The following is an 18832-nucleotide window of genomic DNA, read 5'->3' as shown; positions in this document are numbered from 1 at the left end:
CCTCCAGGCCATGGCGGCTTTTTCATGCAAAAAAAATACAACCTCAGGACGTGAAAAAATGCCTGAAGTTGCTGATTTTCGAGCACCTCTACCCAAGAAATTGCCGATTGTCTTGGTTCTGAATTGTCGGCATATTTGCAATCATGGGATTTAATCGGATGGACTCCGCCGCCTACCTTGCCAGTCAGATGGCAAAGGGATTTGCTCGCTCGTTACACCAACGCGCGGCGAAACTCGGCTTTTCCCCCGGTCAGTTTCCGATCCTGCTGGAATTGTGGTCCGAAAACGGGCTCACGCAGAAACAATTGCTGGAACGGGTCGATATCGAGCAGGCGACGATGGCCAATACCCTATCGCGCATGGAGCGCGATGGGCTGGTGGAGCGCCGCCCGCATCCCTCGGACAAGCGAGCACAACTGATTTTCCTGACAAGCCGGGCGGCCGCGATGGAGGGAGAGGCGATCGAGGCCGCGATGGAAGCGGATACGGAGCTCCTGAAAGATTTTCGCCATTTCGAGCGCGAGCTTCTGCTGGAATATATCCGGCGCGTCCTGGACAACGCCAGGCAGCTTTAGGACTACCCGACCGCCTTATCCAGGATGGGATGGGGCTGGCTGGGCGCGACATCCGGCTTGCCGAAGAATATCCCTTGAAGCTGCGCGCAACCTTCCTCGATGACGATTCGGCGCTGGGTTTCCGTTTCCACGCCTTCCGTCACGACGGGCATGTTCAGGCTATGTCCAAGGCCGATGATCGCACGGACGATCGAACGTGCCGCGGGATCGTGTTCGAGGGCACCGGTGAAGCTGCGATCGACCTTGATCTTATCGAAGGGGAAGGCGCGCAGGTTGCTGAGCGAGGAAAAGCCGGTGCCGAAATCATCCATGACGACGCGGATGCCGAGACGGTGCAGCCGCTGCAATGTCGCGATGACGGACGTGCGGTCGCGCATCAGGGCCGCCTCGGTGATCTCCAGCTCGAGCCGCCGCGGCTCAAGCCCGGTTTTGCGCAGAATCCGTTCGATCTGGTCATAGAGGGTGGGGATCATGAATTGCAGCGGCGAGAGGTTGACGGCGATAGTCGCGGGCTCGCTCCAGCGCGTCGCCTCCTGGCATGCCTGCTGCAGCACCCATTCACCGATCGACACGATCGAACCGCTCTCCTCGGCGATGGGAATGAAGGTCTCCGGATCGATCACGCCACGGTCCGGGTGCGCCCAGCGCAACAGCGCCTCGTAGCCGCTGACGCTGTCGCTGCCGACATCGTAGATCGGCTGGTATTCCAGAAAGAGCTGCCTGCGAAGAATGGCCTGGCGCAGATCGTTCTCCAGCTGGCGGCGCGTGCGCACGGCCTTGTCCATTTCGGCATCGAAGAAACAGGCGTGGCCCCGGCCGGCGCGCTTGGCACGATAAAGCGCCGTATCCGCGTTGGCATACAGCTGCTCGGCGCTGGCGCCGTCGCGCGGATAGATGGCGATGCCGAGACTGACGCCGACGGCCGTCGGGTCGCGCGCCGTATCCATCTCCATGGCGAATTCGGCAAGAATGCGCTCGGCAAGACGAGTGGCGCCCACGGGCTGCTGCCGCTTCGGCTGGATGATGGCGAATTCGTCGCCGCCAAGCCTCGCCACCGTATCGCCCTCTTCGATGATGCGTTGCAGGATGCCGGCGACCTTGCAAAGGATACGATCTCCTTCGGCATGGCCGAAGACATCGTTGATCGCCTTGAAGCGATCCAGGTCCAGGCAGAAGATGGCGACTTCGCCGCCTTTGCGATTGGCCATCTGCAGCGCCTGGCGCATGCGCAGGTCGAACAGCGAGCGATTGGGCAGGTCCGTCAGGATATCGTGATGGGCCAGGTGCTCGATCATCTGCTGCGCCTGACGCCGTTCCGTCAGGTCGCGCACGACCAGCACGCTGCATTCATGGCCACGATAGGTGATGGAACGCCGCACTGTTTCGACGGGAATCGATTTGCCACCGCAGCCCGAAAGCGTGGTCTCGAGCGGAATGGCGGCTTCGGCATGAGCCTCCATGTCGAGCGTTAGGAAGGCTTCGGGCGCCAGGCCGGTCACTTGCTGGGCTGACCATCCGGAAATGGTAAAGAAGCGCTCGTTCGCATCGATAATTCTGCCGTCGCGGACAATGAGCAATCCCTCGAGCGAAGCGTTGGCGAAACCACGGAGATCGGTCAGATGACGATCGATGAAGATCGCGCCGAGAGCGATGAGAATGAGGCCCATCGCGGCAGCCATGACGATGCCGGCAAGGATACTTCGATCGATAGAGACGGCGGTGGCGGCCATATTCGCTTCGGGGGTCAGCGTCACACCGCTCATCGCAGTGAAATGCAGCGAGCAAATTGCGAGCAGCAGGAGCAAAGCGCCGGCAATGATGCGCCTGACGCCATGAAGGCTGCGAAATGCAAGGAAGGCCAGCGACGAGAAAACGGCGCCGACTACAATGGAGATGACGACGCGCTGCAAGTCATAGGAAAGCTGTGCCGAGGCCTCTATGGCCTGCATGCCGCTGAAGTGCATGGCGCCAATTCCAAATGCCATCAAGAAACCACCGACGGCAAAGGAAACGCCGTTATCCCACTCGAAGGCAATGGCGATGGCAAGCCAGGAACCAATGATGGCAAGAACCACTGAAAGCACGGTCAGCGAAAGATCGTAGTAGATGGGAAGGCTGCTCTGATAGGCGAGCACGGCGATGAAATGCGTTGCCCATATGCCGACGCCGCTGGCAAAGGCTGCAGCAACAATCCAATAGCGACGATGATGCGACTGGCATTCCTGCGCGCGAGAGAACAGAAGCATGGTGGCAAGGCTGCCGATGAGGCAAATGATCGCCGCAACGAGAATAAGCCTGAAGTCATGATCGTCACGAATGCATGCAATCACTGAAAACATTACACGCCTCCAGAATACTCTTCTGGATTGACGTTATTTCCAATACTCTAAAAAACTTGTAAATTACATACGCAACTAATCACATAAAAGCGAACCCGACCCAAAGCGGCAAGCTACGGTAAATTTTCAGTTTTAACGCCTCGAAACCGATCGGGCTTTGGTCTATCGTCCCTCCAAATCTCATGTAAGGAGTCGGATATGACCGATCTATCGCCCGTTCTCGATCGAGCCGATCAGAACCTCCCCTCCAGCCTGGACAATCTCTTCGAGCTGCTGCGCATCAAGTCCATTTCGACGGATCCGGACTACAAGGTAGAGTGCCGCAAGGCGGCGGAATGGCTGGTCGCCTATCTGAACTCGCTAGGCTTTACGGCCTCCGTGCGCGACACGCCCGGACATCCGATGGTGGTCGCCCATCACGATGCCGGCGGCGCCGATGCACCGCATGTGCTCTTCTACGGTCACTACGACGTGCAGCCGGTCGATCCGATCGAGCTCTGGGACAGCGATCCCTTTGCGCCTGAGATCAAGGACATGGGCAATGGCCGCAAGATCCTGACTGGGCGCGGCACGTCCGACGACAAGGGTCAGCTGATGACCTTCGTCGAGGCGGTGCGCGCCTATAAGGAAACCAGGGGTACGCTTCCTGTGCGCATCACCATCCTGTTCGAAGGCGAGGAGGAATCCGGTTCGCCCTCGCTCAAGCCTTTCCTCGAAGCCAACGCCGCCGAGCTGAAGGCGGATTTCGCCCTCGTCTGCGATACCGGCATGTGGGACGGCGAAACGCCGGCGATCTCCGCCGGCCTGCGCGGACTGGTGGGCGAGGAGATCATCATCACCGCGGCCGACCGCGACCTGCATTCGGGTGTCTTCGGCGGTGCTGCCGCCAATCCGATCCATATCCTGACCGATATTCTCGCCGGCCTGCATGACGAGACCGGCGGCGTGACGCTTTCCGGCTTCTATGACGGCGTCGAAGAAACGCCCGCCAATATCAAGGCCTCCTGGGAAAAGCTCGGGCTGACAGCCGAAAAATTCCTAGGCGAAGTGGGCCTGTCGATCCCGTCGGGCGAAAAGGGCCGTTCCGTGATGGAGCTCACCTGGGCGCGGCCGACGGCCGAAGTGAACGGAATTACCGGCGGCTATACCGGCGCCGGCTTCAAGACCGTGATCGCGGCCAAGGCATCGGCGAAGGTTTCCTTCCGTCTCGTCGGCCAGCAGAACCCGGCGGCGATCCGTGAGAGCTTCCGCGCCTATGTGCGCTCGAAGATCCCGGCGGACTGCTCGGTGGAATTCCATGAACACGGTGGCTCGCCGGCCATCCAGCTCGCCTATGATTCGCCGGCCCTGACCAAGGCGAAGACGGCGCTGTCCAGCGAATGGCCGAAGCCCGCCATCGTCATCGGCATGGGCGGCTCGATCCCGATCGTTGGCGATTTCCAGAAGATGCTCGGCATGGAATCGCTGCTGATCGGCTTCGGACTTTCCGACGACCGCATTCATTCGCCGAACGAGAAATACGAGCTGCGGTCCTATCACAAGGGCATCCGCTCCTGGATCCGCGTCCTCGACGCGCTCGCCGGATAAGCGATTTGCGGGACGCGCCGGTTTCTCCGTGCGTCCCGTATTGTTCCCACCTTGACGGCACGGCATGCCGTCATCCGGACAGAGCGGTCATCCTGCCCCGGTGTCATTTGGCCGAAATCGATGAGATAGGACATGGGAATCTGGATCGATACCGATATGGGGTTCGATGATATCGCCGCCATCCTGGTGGTCGCGCATTCGGATCTCGTCATCGACGGCGTTTCGCTTGTCAGCGGCAACGCGCCCCTGTCCCATGTCCAGGCCAATGCGGCGAGCGCGGCCGCCGCCTTCGGCTGGACGTTCCCGATCCATACCGGCCGTAAGCTGCCCGTCCTATGCAAGCTGGAAACGGCGCAGAGCATTCTCGGCCAGACCGGCATTCCCACGACAGGCCGAAGCCTGCCGCCGGCCGATCCGTTGCCGGCAAGCGATGCCTTTAGCGCACTCTGCGACTGGCTTTCCGACGGCAACGGGCCGAAGCGCATTCTGGCGCTCGGGCCGCTGACCAACATCGCCGCCATAGCACTGGCACGACCGGATTTCGCCGCCCGCATCGACGAACTGACGTGGATGGGCGGCGGCGTCACCTCGGGCAATCACACGGCATCGGCGGAATTCAACGCCTATGCCGATCCGGAGGCGCTCGCGATCGTACTCGCACACGGCCTGCCATTGCGCATGATCGATCTCGATATCTGCCGCAAGGTGCTGGCCTCACCCGCGGATGTCGCCCGCATCCGCGAGATCGCTGGCGCGAAGGCGCAGCTGCTCGGCGATCTGCTGGAGGGCTATGTCAACATCGCCATCAGCCGCGGCAGGCCGGCCATGGCAATCTACGATCCTACGGCGGCCGCCATTTTCGTGGAGCCGGGGATAGCGACGCTTCGGCATGCCCGGATCGACGCGGAATTGTACGGGCAGCATACGCGCGGGCGCACCATCGTCGAAACACGCGCCTCGCATGCTGAGTTCAACGCCCATTTCGCCACCGAAATCGATGCGGAGAACGCCCGCCGGATCATATTCGACGCGCTGCTTCGGGAGGCCGGCCGATGAACCGGGAAGGCGGCGAACCGGCAGACCTAAATGTTCCCGAGCTGCGTTTACGCGCAGTTGCCGCCGCACGCGGCGATCAACCATTCGATCTGCTAATTGCCGGCGGCCGCCTTGTCGACATGGTGACCGGGCAGATCCGCGCCGCTGATATCGGCATCGTCGGCCCGCTGATCGCAAGCGTACATGCGCCCGGCAGCCGCACCGATGCGAGGCAGACGATCGATGCCGAGGGCTGCTTTCTTTCTCCCGGCCTGATCGACACGCATATGCATATCGAAAGCTCGATGGTGACGCCGGCGACCTATGCCGAGGCCGTTCTGCCGCGTGGAGTGACGACCATCGTCTGGGATCCGCATGAATTCGGCAACGTCCACGGTCTCGATGGCGTGCGCTGGGCGATCGAAGCGACGCGGCAACTGCCGCTGCGGGTGATACCGCTGGCGCCATCCTGCGTGCCTTCCGCACCGGGGCTGGAACTGGCCGGCGCCGATTTCGGTGCGGCTGCGATGGCTGAGATGCTGGCATGGTCTGATATCGGCGGTGTGGCCGAGGTCATGACCATGCGCGGTGTCATCGACGGCGATCCGCGCGCCACCGCTATTGTCAATGCCGGATTGCTTTCGGGCAAGACCGTCTGCGGCCATGCCCGCGGTCTCGAGGGCGCCGATCTCAATGCCTTCATGGCTGCCGGTATCTCCTCCGACCACGAACTGACCTCCGGCACCGATCTGCTGGCCAAGCTTTTGGCGGGCCTCGCCATCGAGCTGCGCGGTTCGCACGATCATCTGCTGCCGCAATTCGTCGACGTCATTAACGATCTCGGCTTTCTGCCGCAGACCGTGACGCTTTGTACCGATGACGTCTTTCCCGACGAGCTGCAAGAGGGCGGCGGCCTTGACGATGTGGTGCGCCGCCTCGTCGGCTATGGCCTCAAGCCCGAATGGGCCTTGCGAGCGGCAACGCTGAATGCCGCCATGCGGCTAGGACGCAGCGATCTGGGCCTGATCGCGGCCGGACGGCGCGCCGACATCGTGCTCTTCGAAGATCTGCAGGGGTTCAAGGCGCGGCATGTGATCGTCAATGGCGTCGTGGTTGCCGGGGCCGGCCGAATGATCGGTCTGATCGAGCAAGCCGATGCCGCGCTGCTGCGCAATTCGGTCAAGCTGACATTGTTCGGCGAAGATGATTTCCGTGTGGCGGCAACCGGCAACCGCGTGCGGCTTGCGACCATCGATCAGCCGCGCTTCACGCAATGGGGTGAAATGCAGGCCGATGTAGGACACGGCTTCGTCGTGCCGCCAGCGGAAACGGCGATGATCGCCGTCGTCCATCGTCATGGCAAGGCAGACGGCCGGCCGCGCGTCGGCTTCCTCACGGGCTGGGGCGAGTGGCGCGGCGCCTTCTGCACGACGGTTTCGCATGACAGCCACAATCTGACGGTTTTCGGCGGAAATGCGGGAGATATGGCGATTGCCGCCAACGCCGTCATCGCGGCCGGCGGCGGACTTGCGGTCGCACGCAACGGCAGGATCGAGGCGCTGCTGCCGCTGCCGCTCTCCGGGCTGGTCAGCGACGCGCCGCTTGCGGAAACAGCCAACGCCTTCCGCGCCGTCCGCGAGGCAATCGACGCTATCGTCGACTGGAACCCGCCTTACCTCGTCTTCAAGGCCTGCTTCGGCGCAACGCTTGCCTGCAATGCCGGACCGCACCAGACGGATCGCGGCATTGCCGATGTGGCGGCAGGACTGGTGTTGGAAACGCCGGTGCTTGGGGAGGTTGTCTAGGTTCTTCGCATGATATCAGCTGTGCGTTCGTGGCCGCAGCCTATTGAAGGGCCGCTTACCCCTCCTCCCCCAGCTCCTGTTCCACCAGCGTCGTCCAGAAGGCGACGCCCGAGGCGATGGCATCGTCGTTGAAATCATAGCCGGTGTTATGGTGCAAAGCGCCGTCGACCGCTGGGCCGTTGCCGAGCCAGACGTAGCAGCCGGGTGCCTTCTGGCCGAAAAACGCGAAATCGTCGCCGGCGGTCGATGGTGGGAAGCGCGTCAGCACTTTGTCGCCGAAGACCGTTGCCGCAGCCTTCAGCGCACGCGCCGTGGCATCGGCATCATTGACGACGGGCGGAATGCGGCGCTCGAACCGAAAGTCGACGCCGATCCCATACATGGCCGCCGTGCCGTGCGCCAGGCGGCCGATTTCCTCCTCGAGCTGATCGCGAACCTCGGGCGTATAGGCGCGCGCCGTACCGCCGATCTCGACGGTGTCGGGAATGACGTTCAGCGCCTTGGGGTCGCCCGCCTGCAGCGAGCAGGCGCTTACGACGGCCGGCTGCAGCGGATCGACCACGCGCCCGACGATGGTCTGCAGCGAAGACAGGAATGTCGCCGCCGCCGTAATCGGGTCCTTGCCGAGATGCGGCTTGGCGCCGTGGGTGCCGGTGCCGCGGAAAGTGATGCGCCAGCTGTCGGACGAGGCGAGCTGCGGCCCCTCGACGACGGCCATCTCATCGACGTCGAGACCGGGCATATTATGCAGCCCATAGACGGCATCGCAGGGAAACAGATCGAAAAGGCCATCGTCCGCCATGCGCTTGGCGCCGCCTCGGCCTTCCTCGGCCGGCTGGAAGATGAAATGCACCGTGCCGGAAAAGCCTCGCTTGGCGGCGAGATGACGGGCCGCGCCGATCAGCATGGCCGTATGGCCGTCATGGCCGCAGGCATGCATCTTGCCGGGAATGGTGGATTTGTAGGGCCGATTGGCCTTCTCCGGCATGGCAAGCGCATCCATGTCGGCGCGAAGTCCGATGCGGCGCGTGCCGTTGCCGCCCTGCAGCGTGCCGACGACGCCGGTCTTGCCGAGGCCGCGATGCACCGTCAGCCCAGCCTCCTCCAGCAAGGTTGCGACGATGCCGCTGGTGCGCTCTTCCTCGAAGCCGAGCTCGGGGTGGGCATGAAGATTATGGCGAAGCGAGGTGAGGAAAGGCAGATCCTCGGCGATTTCATCGGGAAAGGGCATGGGGAATTCCTTCGGCATGGGGCACGATGACGGCGTGCCCTATCTTCCCCAAAGCATCACCTGCTTCAACCCAAATGACGCTCAGGCGCCGAGCTTGTTGAAGACATGTGCCTTTCCGATGACGGTCACCGAAACCATGCTGCCGATCTCGGGCAAGCCGACACCGGAGCTTTTGATGTTCAATGTCTCCGAACCGTTGGCATCGGACAAGACGACCGTCACCGCGCAGACGGCACCGCCGAATTCGACTTCAGTCACCTTGCCGATGCAAGCCGCACTCGCACCGGCATCCTCGAGAGCGGTCAGGCGCAATTGCTCGGGCCGCAGCATGATGTCTGTGCGCTCCTGTCGGCTTTCGGCGTCGACCGGAATGTGCCCGAGGACACATTTGGCCGATCCGTTGCCGACATCGGCCGGCAGCACGAGGGCGTCGCCGAGGAAGAGCGCGGTCTCGCGATCCCTAGGGTTGAGGTAGAGGGCTTGCGGCGTTCCCGCCTGTATGAGCCTGCCCTCGCGCAGGACGGCGACCTGATCCGCGAAGGAGAGTGCCTCCGCCTGATCATGCGTCACCAGAACCGCGGTGATGCCGGCAATCTGCAGCACGCGGGCGACCGCCTTTCGCATGTTCTCGCGCAGACCTGTATCGAGAGCGGAAAAAGGCTCGTCGAGCAGCATCAGCTTCGGCTTGCGGCCGAGGGCCCGCGCAAGCGCGACACGCTGCTGCTGGCCGCCCGAAAGCTGATGCGGGCGCCGATCGAGCATGCTGCGATCGAGTTCGACCATATCGATGAGGGCGTTGATGCGCTGGTCGCGGTCCCGCGCGCCGCGCTCCATGCCGAAGCCGATATTTTCCGATACGCTCAGATGTGGAAACAGGGCGCCATCCTGCGAGACGATGCCGATGCCGCGGCGATGCGCGGGCACGATCGCCTCTCCGTCGGCGAGAGTCTCGCCCTCCAGCATCACCTGTCCCGCATCGGGGACCTCGAAACCGGCGATGATGCGCAGCAGCGTCGTCTTGCCCGAACCGGACGGGCCGACGATCGCCGTGCGGCTGCCGGCGGCGACCGTGAGGTCGATATGGTCAAGCGCATGCACGGGGCCGTAGCGCTTGCTGATATTCTTGATCGCCAGAAAGGTCATTGTCCGGCCGTTCGCTTGGATTGCACGTAAAGAAGAAGGGTGAGCGGCAGCGACAGCACGACCATCATGAAGGCGTAGGGTGCCGCCGAAACATAATCGATCTCGCTGGTCAGCGACCAGAATTTGGTTGCCAGTGTTTCCGTGCCGTTAGGAGAGAGCATGAGCGTTGCCGTCAGCTCATTGGTGATGCCGAGCGCGACAAGCGCGACGCTGGCGGCAAAGCCGGGAGCGGCAAGCCGCATGGTGATCTGCCGCACGGCCTGCGCCGGCGTGCGGCCGAGCGCCATGGCGGCGCGCTCGAGCTCGACGGGCGCCTGGGCGATGCTGGCGCGCAGGCCGACCATGGCGCGCGGCAAGAACAGCAGGACATAGGCGAGCAGTAGGGTCGCAAAGGTCTGATAGAGCGGCAGGACCAGCCGGACGGTGATGGATACCAGGGCGAGCGCGACGACGACGCCCGGCAGCGAACCGACATAATAATGGCAGGCTTCGAGAATGCGCTGCAGCCGCCCCGGCGCGCGCACCGACAGCCAGGCCATGGGGGTCGCGGCAATGGTGGCGAGGAGGCCGCCGGCGATGGCCAGAACAATAGTCTGCAGCAGAGCGGAGCCGACCGTATCGATCCGCCAGATATCCATGCCGCCAAGATAAAGCCAGCGTGCCAGGGTTACGAAAGGAATGCCGAGCGTCAAGGCGGCCGTCACGACGGGCAGCGCGATGGCTGGGCCGACAAACCAGCCGAGGCGACGCCGATCGGTGGGGCGGGCGGCACCCGAACCGATGCGGGCATAACGCTCGTTGCCGCGCACCAGCACCTCGATGCCGAGCAGCAGCAGGCAGCAGAAGACGAGGACGCCGCCGAGCATGTTGGCGGCCGGGCTGTTATAGGCCGACTGGAACTGATCGACGATGGCGGTGGAGAAGGTGTCGAAGCGGATCATCACGTAGAGACCGTATTCGGCCAGGAGATGCAGGCCGATCAGCAGCGAGCCGCCACAGATGGCGAGGCGAAGCTGCGGCAGGATTGCCCTGAAGAAGACGCGCCAGGGGCCGAGGCCGAGCGAGGCCGCCGCATCCTCGATCGCCGGATCGAGCCGGCGCAGGGCGGCCGCGACGGGCAGATAGAGAAAGGGATAGTAGGCGAGCACCGATACCAGCACACCGCTCCAGAGCCCGCGCATGCCGGGCACGAGGCTGACCCACGCATAGCTGTGCACGAAGGCGGGCACGGCAAGCGGCGCTGCGGAGAGCCAGGACCAGAGGCGGGCACCGGGAATATCGGTGCGCTCCGTCAGCCAGGCAAGCGTGACGGCCAGCAGGATACACAGCGGAATGGTGCAGATTTCGAGCATGACGGTGTTGACGAGCAGCTCGCCGACGCGATTGCGGAAGATCAGGGCGACGACGGAGGCCCAGCCGGTATCGATCGTAATCCAGACGATGAAGCCGAGCGGTACCAGGCTCAGAAGCGCAACGATGGAAGCAAGGGCGACGACGGAGGCATGCCGAACGCGGCCGCGGGGAGCAGCCGTCAACTGGGGCATTCGCATGGCGGCAGGCTCGCCGGCATATGTGTTCTTCTGCAGCAAATCCGAGCTGCCTTTCACGCCCTGAAATAGGAAGGCAACCGCCGCTGACGGCGATTGCCCGATCGATTGGCCTTAAAGCCATCCGTATGCCCCTAGCAGGGCATGCGGATGGGATGCAAGAGCGGAGCCCGTCCGAAATCGCGAAACGCGTTGCGGCAAGGGCTCTCGCCTTAGATGAGCCCTGCTTCCGTCATCAGGTCGGTGACCTTCTTACTGTTCAGCTTCGAAGGCTCGACCTTCGGTGCCTGCAGGTCCGCTAGCGGCACCAGCTTCGGGTTGGAAGCAGCGCCATTGCCGACGGCATATTCATAGGAGTCACCGTCGCGCAGCACGACCTGGCCGCCCTTGCCGGTGATCCACTTCAGGAATGCCTGCGCTTCCTTCTGATGCTGGCTGGATGCCAGCACGCCGCCGCCGGAGATGCTGACGAAAGCGCCCGGATCCTGGTTCTTGAAGTAATGCAGGGCAACGTTCTTGCTGTTTTCGCCGGTTTTGGCCTGATCGCCGAACCAGTAATAGTGATAGATCACCGCGCCTTCGATTTCGCCGGCATTGACGGCCTTCATGGCAACGCTGTTGCCCTTGTAGGGGCTGGCATTTTCCTTCATCGCCTTCAGCCAGGCGCGGGTGGCGTCCTCGCCCTTCAGCTCAAGGAAGGCACTGACGATCGCCTGGAAGTCGGCGCCGGCAGGCGAAGCGCCCCAACGGCCCTTCCACTTGGGATCGGCCAGATCGAGCATCGACTTCGGCAGATCGGCTTCCTTCAGCTTGGTCTTGTCATAGGCGAAGACGGTGGAACGGGCGGCAACGCCGACCCAGTTGCCATCGGCGGCCTTGAAGGTTTCCGGCACCTGCGCCAGCGTTTCGGCGTCGACCGGAGCAAAAAGCTTGTTGGCGTCGACCAGCGCCATGCCCGGGGAATTTTCCGTCAGATAGACGTCGGCGGGAGAGGCAGCACCTTCCTGAACGATCTGGTTGGCGAACTGCATGTCGCTACCGTTGCGGATCGTGACCTTGATGCCGGTTTCCTTAGTGAAGCCATCCGCCCATGCCTGCGTCAGCGCTTCGTGCTGGGCGTTGTAGACAACGATGCCTTCGGACTCCGCGGCACTCGCCATCATCGGAGCAGCGGCAAGGCCCGCGGCAAGCGCCAGCGCGCCGGTGAGATGAGAAAAGGAAAAAGTCATTAAGTCCTCTCGCTTGAAAAGCGCCGCCCCCGGCAGCGATGCGATAGCCTATATTTTTCCTGACCGTTTTTTTCAAGTTTACGATCGCTCCTGCTTATCACAAAAGTTTGAGAATAGAGTCAAGATTTCGCCGCGATCTCTGCAAGGTCGAGCAGGCGCGAGCGGCATATGTGAGAGATAACCGCCTCCCGAACGAAAAAAGCCGCGGCACATGCATGCCGCGGCTCCTTTTTTTCAATTCGAAAATCCGCCTCAGTTGTCTCGCGTCTCCAGCGTCTTGCTGAAGAAGATCGCGACCAGCGTGCAGACGACGCCCGACAGCAGATAAAGGCTAGTGTAGACGAGGCCGAACTGGCTGGAGAGGGCAAGCGCCACGAAGGGCGCGAAACCGGCGCCGATCAGCCAAGACAAATCCGACACGAGAGCCGAGCCGCTATAGCGATAGTTCTGGCTGAAGCGCGAGGCACTTGCGCCGGCCGCCTGGCCGAAGGAGAGGCCGAGCAGCGTGAAGCCGAGAACCACGTAAATGTGGCGGCCGGTGACGCCGCCGTCGAGCAGCCAGGGCGCGACGAAGGCAAAGCAGGCGATCAGCACGGCGCCGATGGCGAGCTGATTGCGGCGGCCGATCCGGTCGGCGAGCATGCCGGAGCAGATGATGGCGAGAATGCCGCAGATGGCGCCCAAGAATTCCATCAGCAGGAACGAACCTGGGCTCTGCTCGCTGTAGAGCGTTACCCAGCCGAGCGGGAAGACCGTGACCAGATGGAAGGTCGCAAAGCTGGCCAGCGGCACGAAGGCGCCGATCAGAACGTCCCCGCCATGCACGCGCAGCAGTTCCGTCATCTTCACGGGCTCAAGCTCATGGCGTTCCAGCAGCGTGCCGAATTCTTCCGTTGCCACCAGACGCAGGCGGGCAAAGAGCGCGACGACGTTGACCGCAAAGGCGCAGAAGAAGGGGTAGCGCCAGCCCCAGTCCAGGAAGTCCGCCGTCGAGATGCTCGTGACGAAATAGGCGAACAAGGCACTCGCCAGCATGAAGCCGATCGGCGCGCCGAGCTGGGGAATCATCGCATACCAGCCGCGGTGATTGGTCGGGGCATTGAGCGCGAGGAGCGAAGCGAGACCATCCCAGGCGCCGCCGAGCGCCAGGCCCTGCCCGATGCGGAAGACCGCAAGCAGGATGATCGCATAGACGCCGACTTCGCTATAGCCGGGCAGGAAGCTCATGGACGCCGTGGAACCGCCGAGCAGAAACAGGGCGATCGTCAGCTTGACGCCACGGCCATAGGCGCGGTCGATCGCCATGAAGATGAACGAGCCGATCGGACGCGCGATGAAGGCGAGCGCGAAGACCAGGAAGGAAAGGAGCGTGCCATGCAGCGGGTCGGCGAAGGGGAACATCAGCTTCGGGAAGACCAGGACCGATGCAATGGCATAGACGAAGAAATCGAAAAACTCGGACGTGCGACCGATGATCACGCCGATGGCGATGTTGCCGGGAGCGACATTGCCGTCCGCATGCATGCTGCGGGCATCGCTCTCAAGCGTTGAAGATTTGGGATTCAATGATTCATGCGTAACGCTGACCATGCGCGGGAGCCTCCCTCTCCGAGCGCGAATTCCTCCAAGAATTCGCGCATAATCAAAATGTCGATCAAACGTGCGAACATATCAAGTATCGAGCATGAAATAATTCGCAAATTAGCGATTAAATCGAGACATTTCGGCCTTCGCCGCCGTATTCCGGTTCAAGCGGGAACCGCCGGCGATAGCCATTTGTTCCGATCCAGGTATATTGGCGGCGACAAAAGCGAAGGGCCTCGTGGAAAACCTTCTGGATTTCGCGGGGTTTTCCCGATAGGTGGGACGGCATTCCATACCGCATTGCACCCGAGCTTGCTGCGGTGCGACGAAACACCTCATATCGTTCATGACCGCCGTCCTTTAGTCGCGGTAGGGTCGAAACAAAAAGAGCTTTAAGACGTGCCAAGACTATCGAAGATTTTCAGCCGTTTATCAGTCATCCCATTGTTTTTGCTACTTTCAGGTTGCAATCTGGTGGTGATGGCCCCCTCCGGCGACATCGCCATGCAGCAGCGAGACCTCATCATCGTCTCGGTCGTGCTGATGCTGATCATCATCATCCCGGTGATCTTCCTGACGCTGTTCTTCGCCTGGAGATACCGCCAGTCGAACAAAGAGGCGACTTACGAGCCGGATTGGCACCATTCGACACGTCTGGAGCTGATCATCTGGTCCGCTCCGCTTGCCATCATCATCGCGCTCGGCGCTGTGACCTGGATCAGCACCCATCAGCTCGACCCATACCGCCCTCTCGACCGCATCGCCGCCGACAAGCCGCTCAGTGCCGACGTGAAGCCGCTGACGGTCGAAGTGGTGGCGCTCGACTGGAAATGGCTGTTCTTCTATCCGGATTATGGCATCGCCACCGTCAACGAGATGGCTGCTCCGGTCGACCGGCCGATCAACTTCAAGATCACGGCTTCGGCTGTCATGAACTCCTTCTTCATTCCGGCGCTGGCAGGCCAGATCTACGCCATGCCGGGCATGGAGACGAAGCTGCACGCCGTCATCAACCATCCCGGCGAATTCCAGGGCATGTCGGCCAATTACAGCGGCGCCGGCTTCTCGAACATGCGCTTCAAGTTCCATGGCCTAAATCAGGCTGATTTCGACCAGTGGGTCCAGAAGGCGAAGAGCCAGGGCTCAGCACTCGGCCGCCAGGAATACCTGACCCTTGCCAAGCCGAGCGAACGCAACCCGGTGCAGTACTTCAACGCCGTTGAAGATGGTCTCTACAACGCCATCCTCAACATGTGCGCCGATCCGAGCAAGATGTGCATGAGCGAAATGATGCATATCGACGCCAAGGGCGGCGGCGGCAAGGAAAGCCACGAAAACCGCGAGCGCCTGATCTACGACAATCGTGATACGAGCTCGGCCGAAGTCACGCCCGTCAAGGCTGATAGCGGCGCCGGCCACACCATGCAGCATGAAGACAATTCGATGCAGGGCATGGATATGGGCAACAGCTCTTCTTCCGATTCGTCGACCGGTTCGGCACAGCATCAGGGTCACTGATCCGGTGCGCGCAATAACAAGACATTCATAAGGGACAGAGGCAATCCATGTTTTCCAACCCGGACCTCTATAAATTCATCTTCGGTCGGCTGACGCTCGACGCCATTCCGTATCACGAGCCGATCCTCGTCGTGACCTTCCTAGGCGTCGCCGTCGGCGGCATCGCCCTTCTCGGCCTGCTGACCTATTTCCGCCTCTGGGGCTATCTCTGGACGGAGTGGTTCACCAGCATCGACCACAAGAAGATCGGCATCATGTATGTCGTTCTGGCGCTGATCATGCTGCTGCGCGGCTTTTCCGATGCGCTGCTGATGCGCCTGCAGCAGGCGCTCGCCTTCAACGGTTCCGAAGGCTACCTGCCGCCGCACCACTACGACCAGATCTTCACCGCCCACGGCGTCATCATGATCTTCTTCGTGGCGATGCCCTTCGTCACCGGTCTGATGAACCTCGTCGTGCCGCTGCAGATCGGCGCGCGCGACGTCTCCTTCCCGTTCCTGAACAATTTCTCGTTCTGGATGACAACGGCAGGCGCGATCGTCGTCATGATCTCGCTCTTCATCGGCGAATTCGCCAAGACCGGCTGGCTGGCCTATCCGCCGCTTTCCGGCATCGCCTATAGTCCCGATGTCGGCGTCGACTATTACATCTGGGGCCTGCAGGTCGCGGGTATCGGAACGACGCTTTCGGGCATCAACCTGATCGCCACCATCGTCAAGATGCGCGCGCCGGGCATGACGTTCATGAAAATGCCTGTTTTCACCTGGACGTCGCTCTGCACCAACATCCTGATCGTCGCGAGCTTCCCGATCCTGACCGCCACGCTCGCACTGCTCACTCTCGATCGCTACGCCGGCACGAACTTCTTCACGAACGACCTCGGCGGCAATCCGATGATGTATGTCAACCTCATCTGGATCTGGGGCCATCCGGAAGTCTACATCCTGATCCTGCCGGCTTTCGGCGTCTTCTCGGAAGTCGTCGCGACCTTCTGCGGCAAGCGCCTCTTCGGCTACGCCTCGATGGTCTACGCCACCTGCGTGATCATGATCCTCTCCTACCTCGTCTGGCTGCACCACTTCTTCACGATGGGCTCCGGCGCCAGCGTCAATTCCTTCTTCGGCATCACCACGATGATCATCTCGATCCCGACGGGTGCGAAGCTGTTCAACTGGCTGTTCACGATGTACCACGGCCGCATCCGCTACGAAGTGCCGATGCTGTGGACCGTCGGCTTCATGGTGACCTTCACCATCGGCGGCATGACCGGCGTCATGCTCGCCATTCCGCCGGCCGACTTCGTGCTGCACAACTCGCTGTTCCTGATCGCCCACTTCCATAACGTGATCATCGGCGGCGTGCTTTTCGGCATGTTCGCGGGCGTCAACTACTGGTTCCCGAAGGCCTTCGGCTTCAAGCTCGATCCTTTCTGGGGCAAGATGAGCTTCTGGTTCTGGCAAATCGGCTTCTGGTTCGCCTTCATGCCGCTCTATATTCTCGGCCTGATGGGCGTCACCCGACGCGTGAGCCAGTTCGATGATCCGTCGCTGCAGATCTGGTTCATCATCGCCGCCTTCGGCGCCGGCCTGATCGCCATCGGCATCGCCTGCTTCCTCATCCAGCTCGCCGTCAGCTTCATGAAGCGCGAGGAACTTCGCGACCACACCGGCGACCCCTGGAACGGCCGTACGCTGGAATGGTCCACCTCGTCGCCGCCGCCGGCCTACAACTTCGCCTTCACGCCGATCGTCTACGATCACGACGCCTGGTGGGACATGAAGAACCGCGGCTTCAAGCGTCCGACGGAGGGCTTCATCCCGATCCACATGCCGAAGAACACCGGCACGGGCATCATCCTCGGCGTTCTCTCCATCGGCTTCGCATTCGGCATGATCTGGTACATGTGGTGGCTTGCCGCCATTACCTTTGCCGCGATGATCATCGTCACGATCGGCCATACCTTCAACTATAAGCGCGACTTCTATATTCCCGCCGACGAGGTCGTGAAGACCGAGAACGAGCGTACGAAGCAGCTCGCAGGACAGGTATAAGACCTATGACCACCCAAACCGCACACGCCCCAAAGGATGGCGAAACGCCCGCCTTCTACCTGACGGAAGAGCATCATCCGGAAGGCAGCACCATGCTGGGCTTCTGGATCTACATCATGAGCGACTGCCTGATCTTCGCAGTCCTCTTCGCGACCTTTGCCGTGCTCGGCCACAGCTATGCTGCCGGCCCGTCTCCGGCCGACCTGTTCGAGCTGCCGCTCGTTGCCGTCAACACGGCGATGCTGCTCTTCTCCTCCATCACTTACGGCTTTGCCATGCTGGCGATGGAGAAGGACAACAAGTCGGGAACGCTAATGTGGCTGACGATCACAGGCATCTTCGGCGCCCTCTTCATCTTCTTCGAGCTTTACGAATTCTATCACCTAATCCTCGACGGCGCCGGTCCGCAGCGCAGCGCCTTCCTTTCGGCCTTCTTCACGCTGGTCGGCACGCACGGTCTGCACGTCACCACCGGTATCGTCTGGCTGATCACGCTGATGGTGCAGGTTGGCCGGTATGGCCTGATCGTGGAAAACAAGCGTCGCCTGATGTGCCTTTCGATGTTCTGGCACTTCCTGGACGTCGTCTGGATCGGCGTGTTTTCCCTCGTCTATCTCATGGGAGTTCTCGGATGAGCTCGAACGCAGACCATTCGCATCATTCCGGCGACGCCCACGATCATGGCCATCATGGCGGCCATGAGGCCGCGCACGGCACCTTCAAGAGCTACATGACGGGGTTTGTCCTTTCCGTCATCCTGACCGCCATCCCCTTCTGGCTGGTGATGGGCAAGGTCTTCTCCGATCCCGCCGTCACCGGGGCGATCGTCATGATCCTCGGCGCGATCCAGATCGTCGTGCACATGATCTACTTCCTGCATATGAACACTCGCTCGGAAGGCGGCTGGAACATGATGGCGCTGATCTTCACCATCGTGATCGTCATCATCGCCCTTTCCGGTTCGCTCTGGGTCATGCATCACCTCAACGCGAACATGATGCCCATGTCGCCCGAGATGATGCGCAATATGCCATAAGACCGAGGGCGGGCCTTCTGGTGAAGGTCCGCCCTTCCCCACCGGCACGAATTCCGCCGGGCGCTGCGCGGCGCTTTCCTTAACAACGCCTGACGTCGCAGCCAATTTTCTAAGACCACGCATGATCTTCAGCGAAGAGACTTAGAGACCTC

14 protein-coding genes are annotated in these 18832 nt (G+C 61.6%); 8 read left to right on the top strand and 6 right to left on the bottom strand.

The window, feature by feature from the left end:
- Window positions 1-158: 158 nt before the first annotated feature.
- Complete coding sequence (locus HGP12_RS31140) at window positions 159-575, top strand: MarR family winged helix-turn-helix transcriptional regulator (RefSeq protein WP_168843809.1); 417 nt, start codon at window positions 159-161, stop codon at window positions 573-575.
- A gap of 2 nt (window positions 576-577) precedes the next feature.
- Here HGP12_RS31140 and HGP12_RS31135 read toward each other — a convergent pair whose 3' ends face one another.
- A complete protein-coding gene (locus HGP12_RS31135) occupies window positions 578-2914 on the bottom strand; it encodes an EAL domain-containing protein (RefSeq protein WP_168843810.1) in 2337 nt (778 codons plus the stop codon).
- A 198-nt stretch (window positions 2915-3112) separates the two neighbouring features.
- On the opposite strand from HGP12_RS31135, the gene HGP12_RS31130 reads away from it, so the two are divergent.
- The 3 genes from HGP12_RS31130 (at window position 3113) to HGP12_RS31120 (ending at window position 7341) form a co-directional block, all read left to right on the top strand.
- Complete coding sequence (locus tag HGP12_RS31130) at window positions 3113-4501, top strand: M20/M25/M40 family metallo-hydrolase (protein WP_168843811.1); 1389 nt, start codon at window positions 3113-3115, stop codon at window positions 4499-4501.
- 132 nt (window positions 4502-4633) lie between these two features.
- Complete coding sequence (locus HGP12_RS31125) at window positions 4634-5557, top strand: nucleoside hydrolase (protein ID WP_168843812.1); 924 nt, start codon at window positions 4634-4636, stop codon at window positions 5555-5557.
- Window positions 5554-7341 carry an adenine deaminase gene (locus tag HGP12_RS31120; RefSeq protein ID WP_168880093.1) on the top strand — a complete coding sequence of 596 codons (1788 nt, stop codon included), beginning with the start codon at window positions 5554-5556 and terminating at the stop codon, window positions 7339-7341. The genes HGP12_RS31125 and HGP12_RS31120 overlap by 4 nt, the downstream gene beginning before the upstream one ends.
- Window positions 7342-7396: 55 nt before the next feature.
- Here the strand turns inward: HGP12_RS31120 and HGP12_RS31115 are convergent, their stop codons facing one another.
- From HGP12_RS31115 to HGP12_RS31095, 5 genes are all read right to left on the bottom strand, one after another.
- The gene (locus HGP12_RS31115; RefSeq protein WP_168843813.1) at window positions 7397-8572 is read right to left on the bottom strand and encodes a M20 aminoacylase family protein; all 1176 of its coding nucleotides are present in this window, start codon (window positions 8570-8572) and stop codon (window positions 7397-7399) included.
- An 81-nt stretch (window positions 8573-8653) separates the two neighbouring features.
- Window positions 8654-9715 (bottom strand): ABC transporter ATP-binding protein, encoded by a 1062-nt coding sequence (locus HGP12_RS31110; protein ID WP_168843814.1) that lies wholly within the window; start codon window positions 9713-9715, stop codon window positions 8654-8656.
- Complete coding sequence (locus tag HGP12_RS31105) at window positions 9712-11265, bottom strand: ABC transporter permease (RefSeq protein ID WP_205926755.1); 1554 nt, start codon at window positions 11263-11265, stop codon at window positions 9712-9714. Before HGP12_RS31105 ends, HGP12_RS31110 begins: the two co-directional genes overlap by 4 nt.
- 209 nt (window positions 11266-11474) lie before the next feature.
- Window positions 11475-12491, bottom strand: coding sequence for an iron ABC transporter substrate-binding protein (locus HGP12_RS31100; RefSeq protein WP_168843816.1), 1017 nt, complete (start codon window positions 12489-12491; stop codon window positions 11475-11477).
- Window positions 12492-12743: 252 nt separating this feature from the next.
- Complete coding sequence (locus HGP12_RS31095; RefSeq protein ID WP_168843817.1) at window positions 12744-14081, bottom strand: MFS transporter; 1338 nt, start codon at window positions 14079-14081, stop codon at window positions 12744-12746.
- A gap of 393 nt (window positions 14082-14474) precedes the next feature.
- Between HGP12_RS31095 and cyoA the strand changes: the two genes are divergently transcribed.
- Genes cyoA through cyoD form a run of 4 tightly spaced genes read left to right on the top strand, consistent with a single transcriptional unit; the run spans window position 14475 to window position 18680 of the window.
- Entirely contained in the window at window positions 14475-15593 is a 1119-nt protein-coding gene (cyoA, locus tag HGP12_RS31090) for a ubiquinol oxidase subunit II (RefSeq protein WP_168843818.1), read from the top strand.
- Window positions 15594-15640: 47 nt separating this feature from the next.
- Window positions 15641-17644: a cytochrome o ubiquinol oxidase subunit I gene (gene cyoB, locus HGP12_RS31085; protein WP_168843819.1), complete on the top strand. Its 2004-nt coding sequence runs from the start codon at window positions 15641-15643 to the stop codon at window positions 17642-17644.
- A 5-nt stretch (window positions 17645-17649) separates the two neighbouring features.
- The gene (gene cyoC, locus HGP12_RS31080; protein ID WP_168843820.1) at window positions 17650-18279 is read left to right on the top strand and encodes a cytochrome o ubiquinol oxidase subunit III; all 630 of its coding nucleotides are present in this window, start codon (window positions 17650-17652) and stop codon (window positions 18277-18279) included.
- The gene (gene cyoD, locus HGP12_RS31075; RefSeq protein ID WP_168843821.1) at window positions 18276-18680 is read left to right on the top strand and encodes a cytochrome o ubiquinol oxidase subunit IV; all 405 of its coding nucleotides are present in this window, start codon (window positions 18276-18278) and stop codon (window positions 18678-18680) included. The genes cyoC and cyoD overlap by 4 nt, the downstream gene beginning before the upstream one ends.
- The last annotated feature ends 152 nt before the right edge of the window (window positions 18681-18832 follow it).

The organism is Rhizobium sp. P28RR-XV (assembly GCF_012641385.1).
Lineage (GTDB): Bacteria > Pseudomonadota > Alphaproteobacteria > Rhizobiales > Rhizobiaceae > Rhizobium.
The sequence above is the reverse complement of the archived record's forward strand: the minus strand, read 5'-3'. Positions and strand labels throughout refer to the sequence as shown.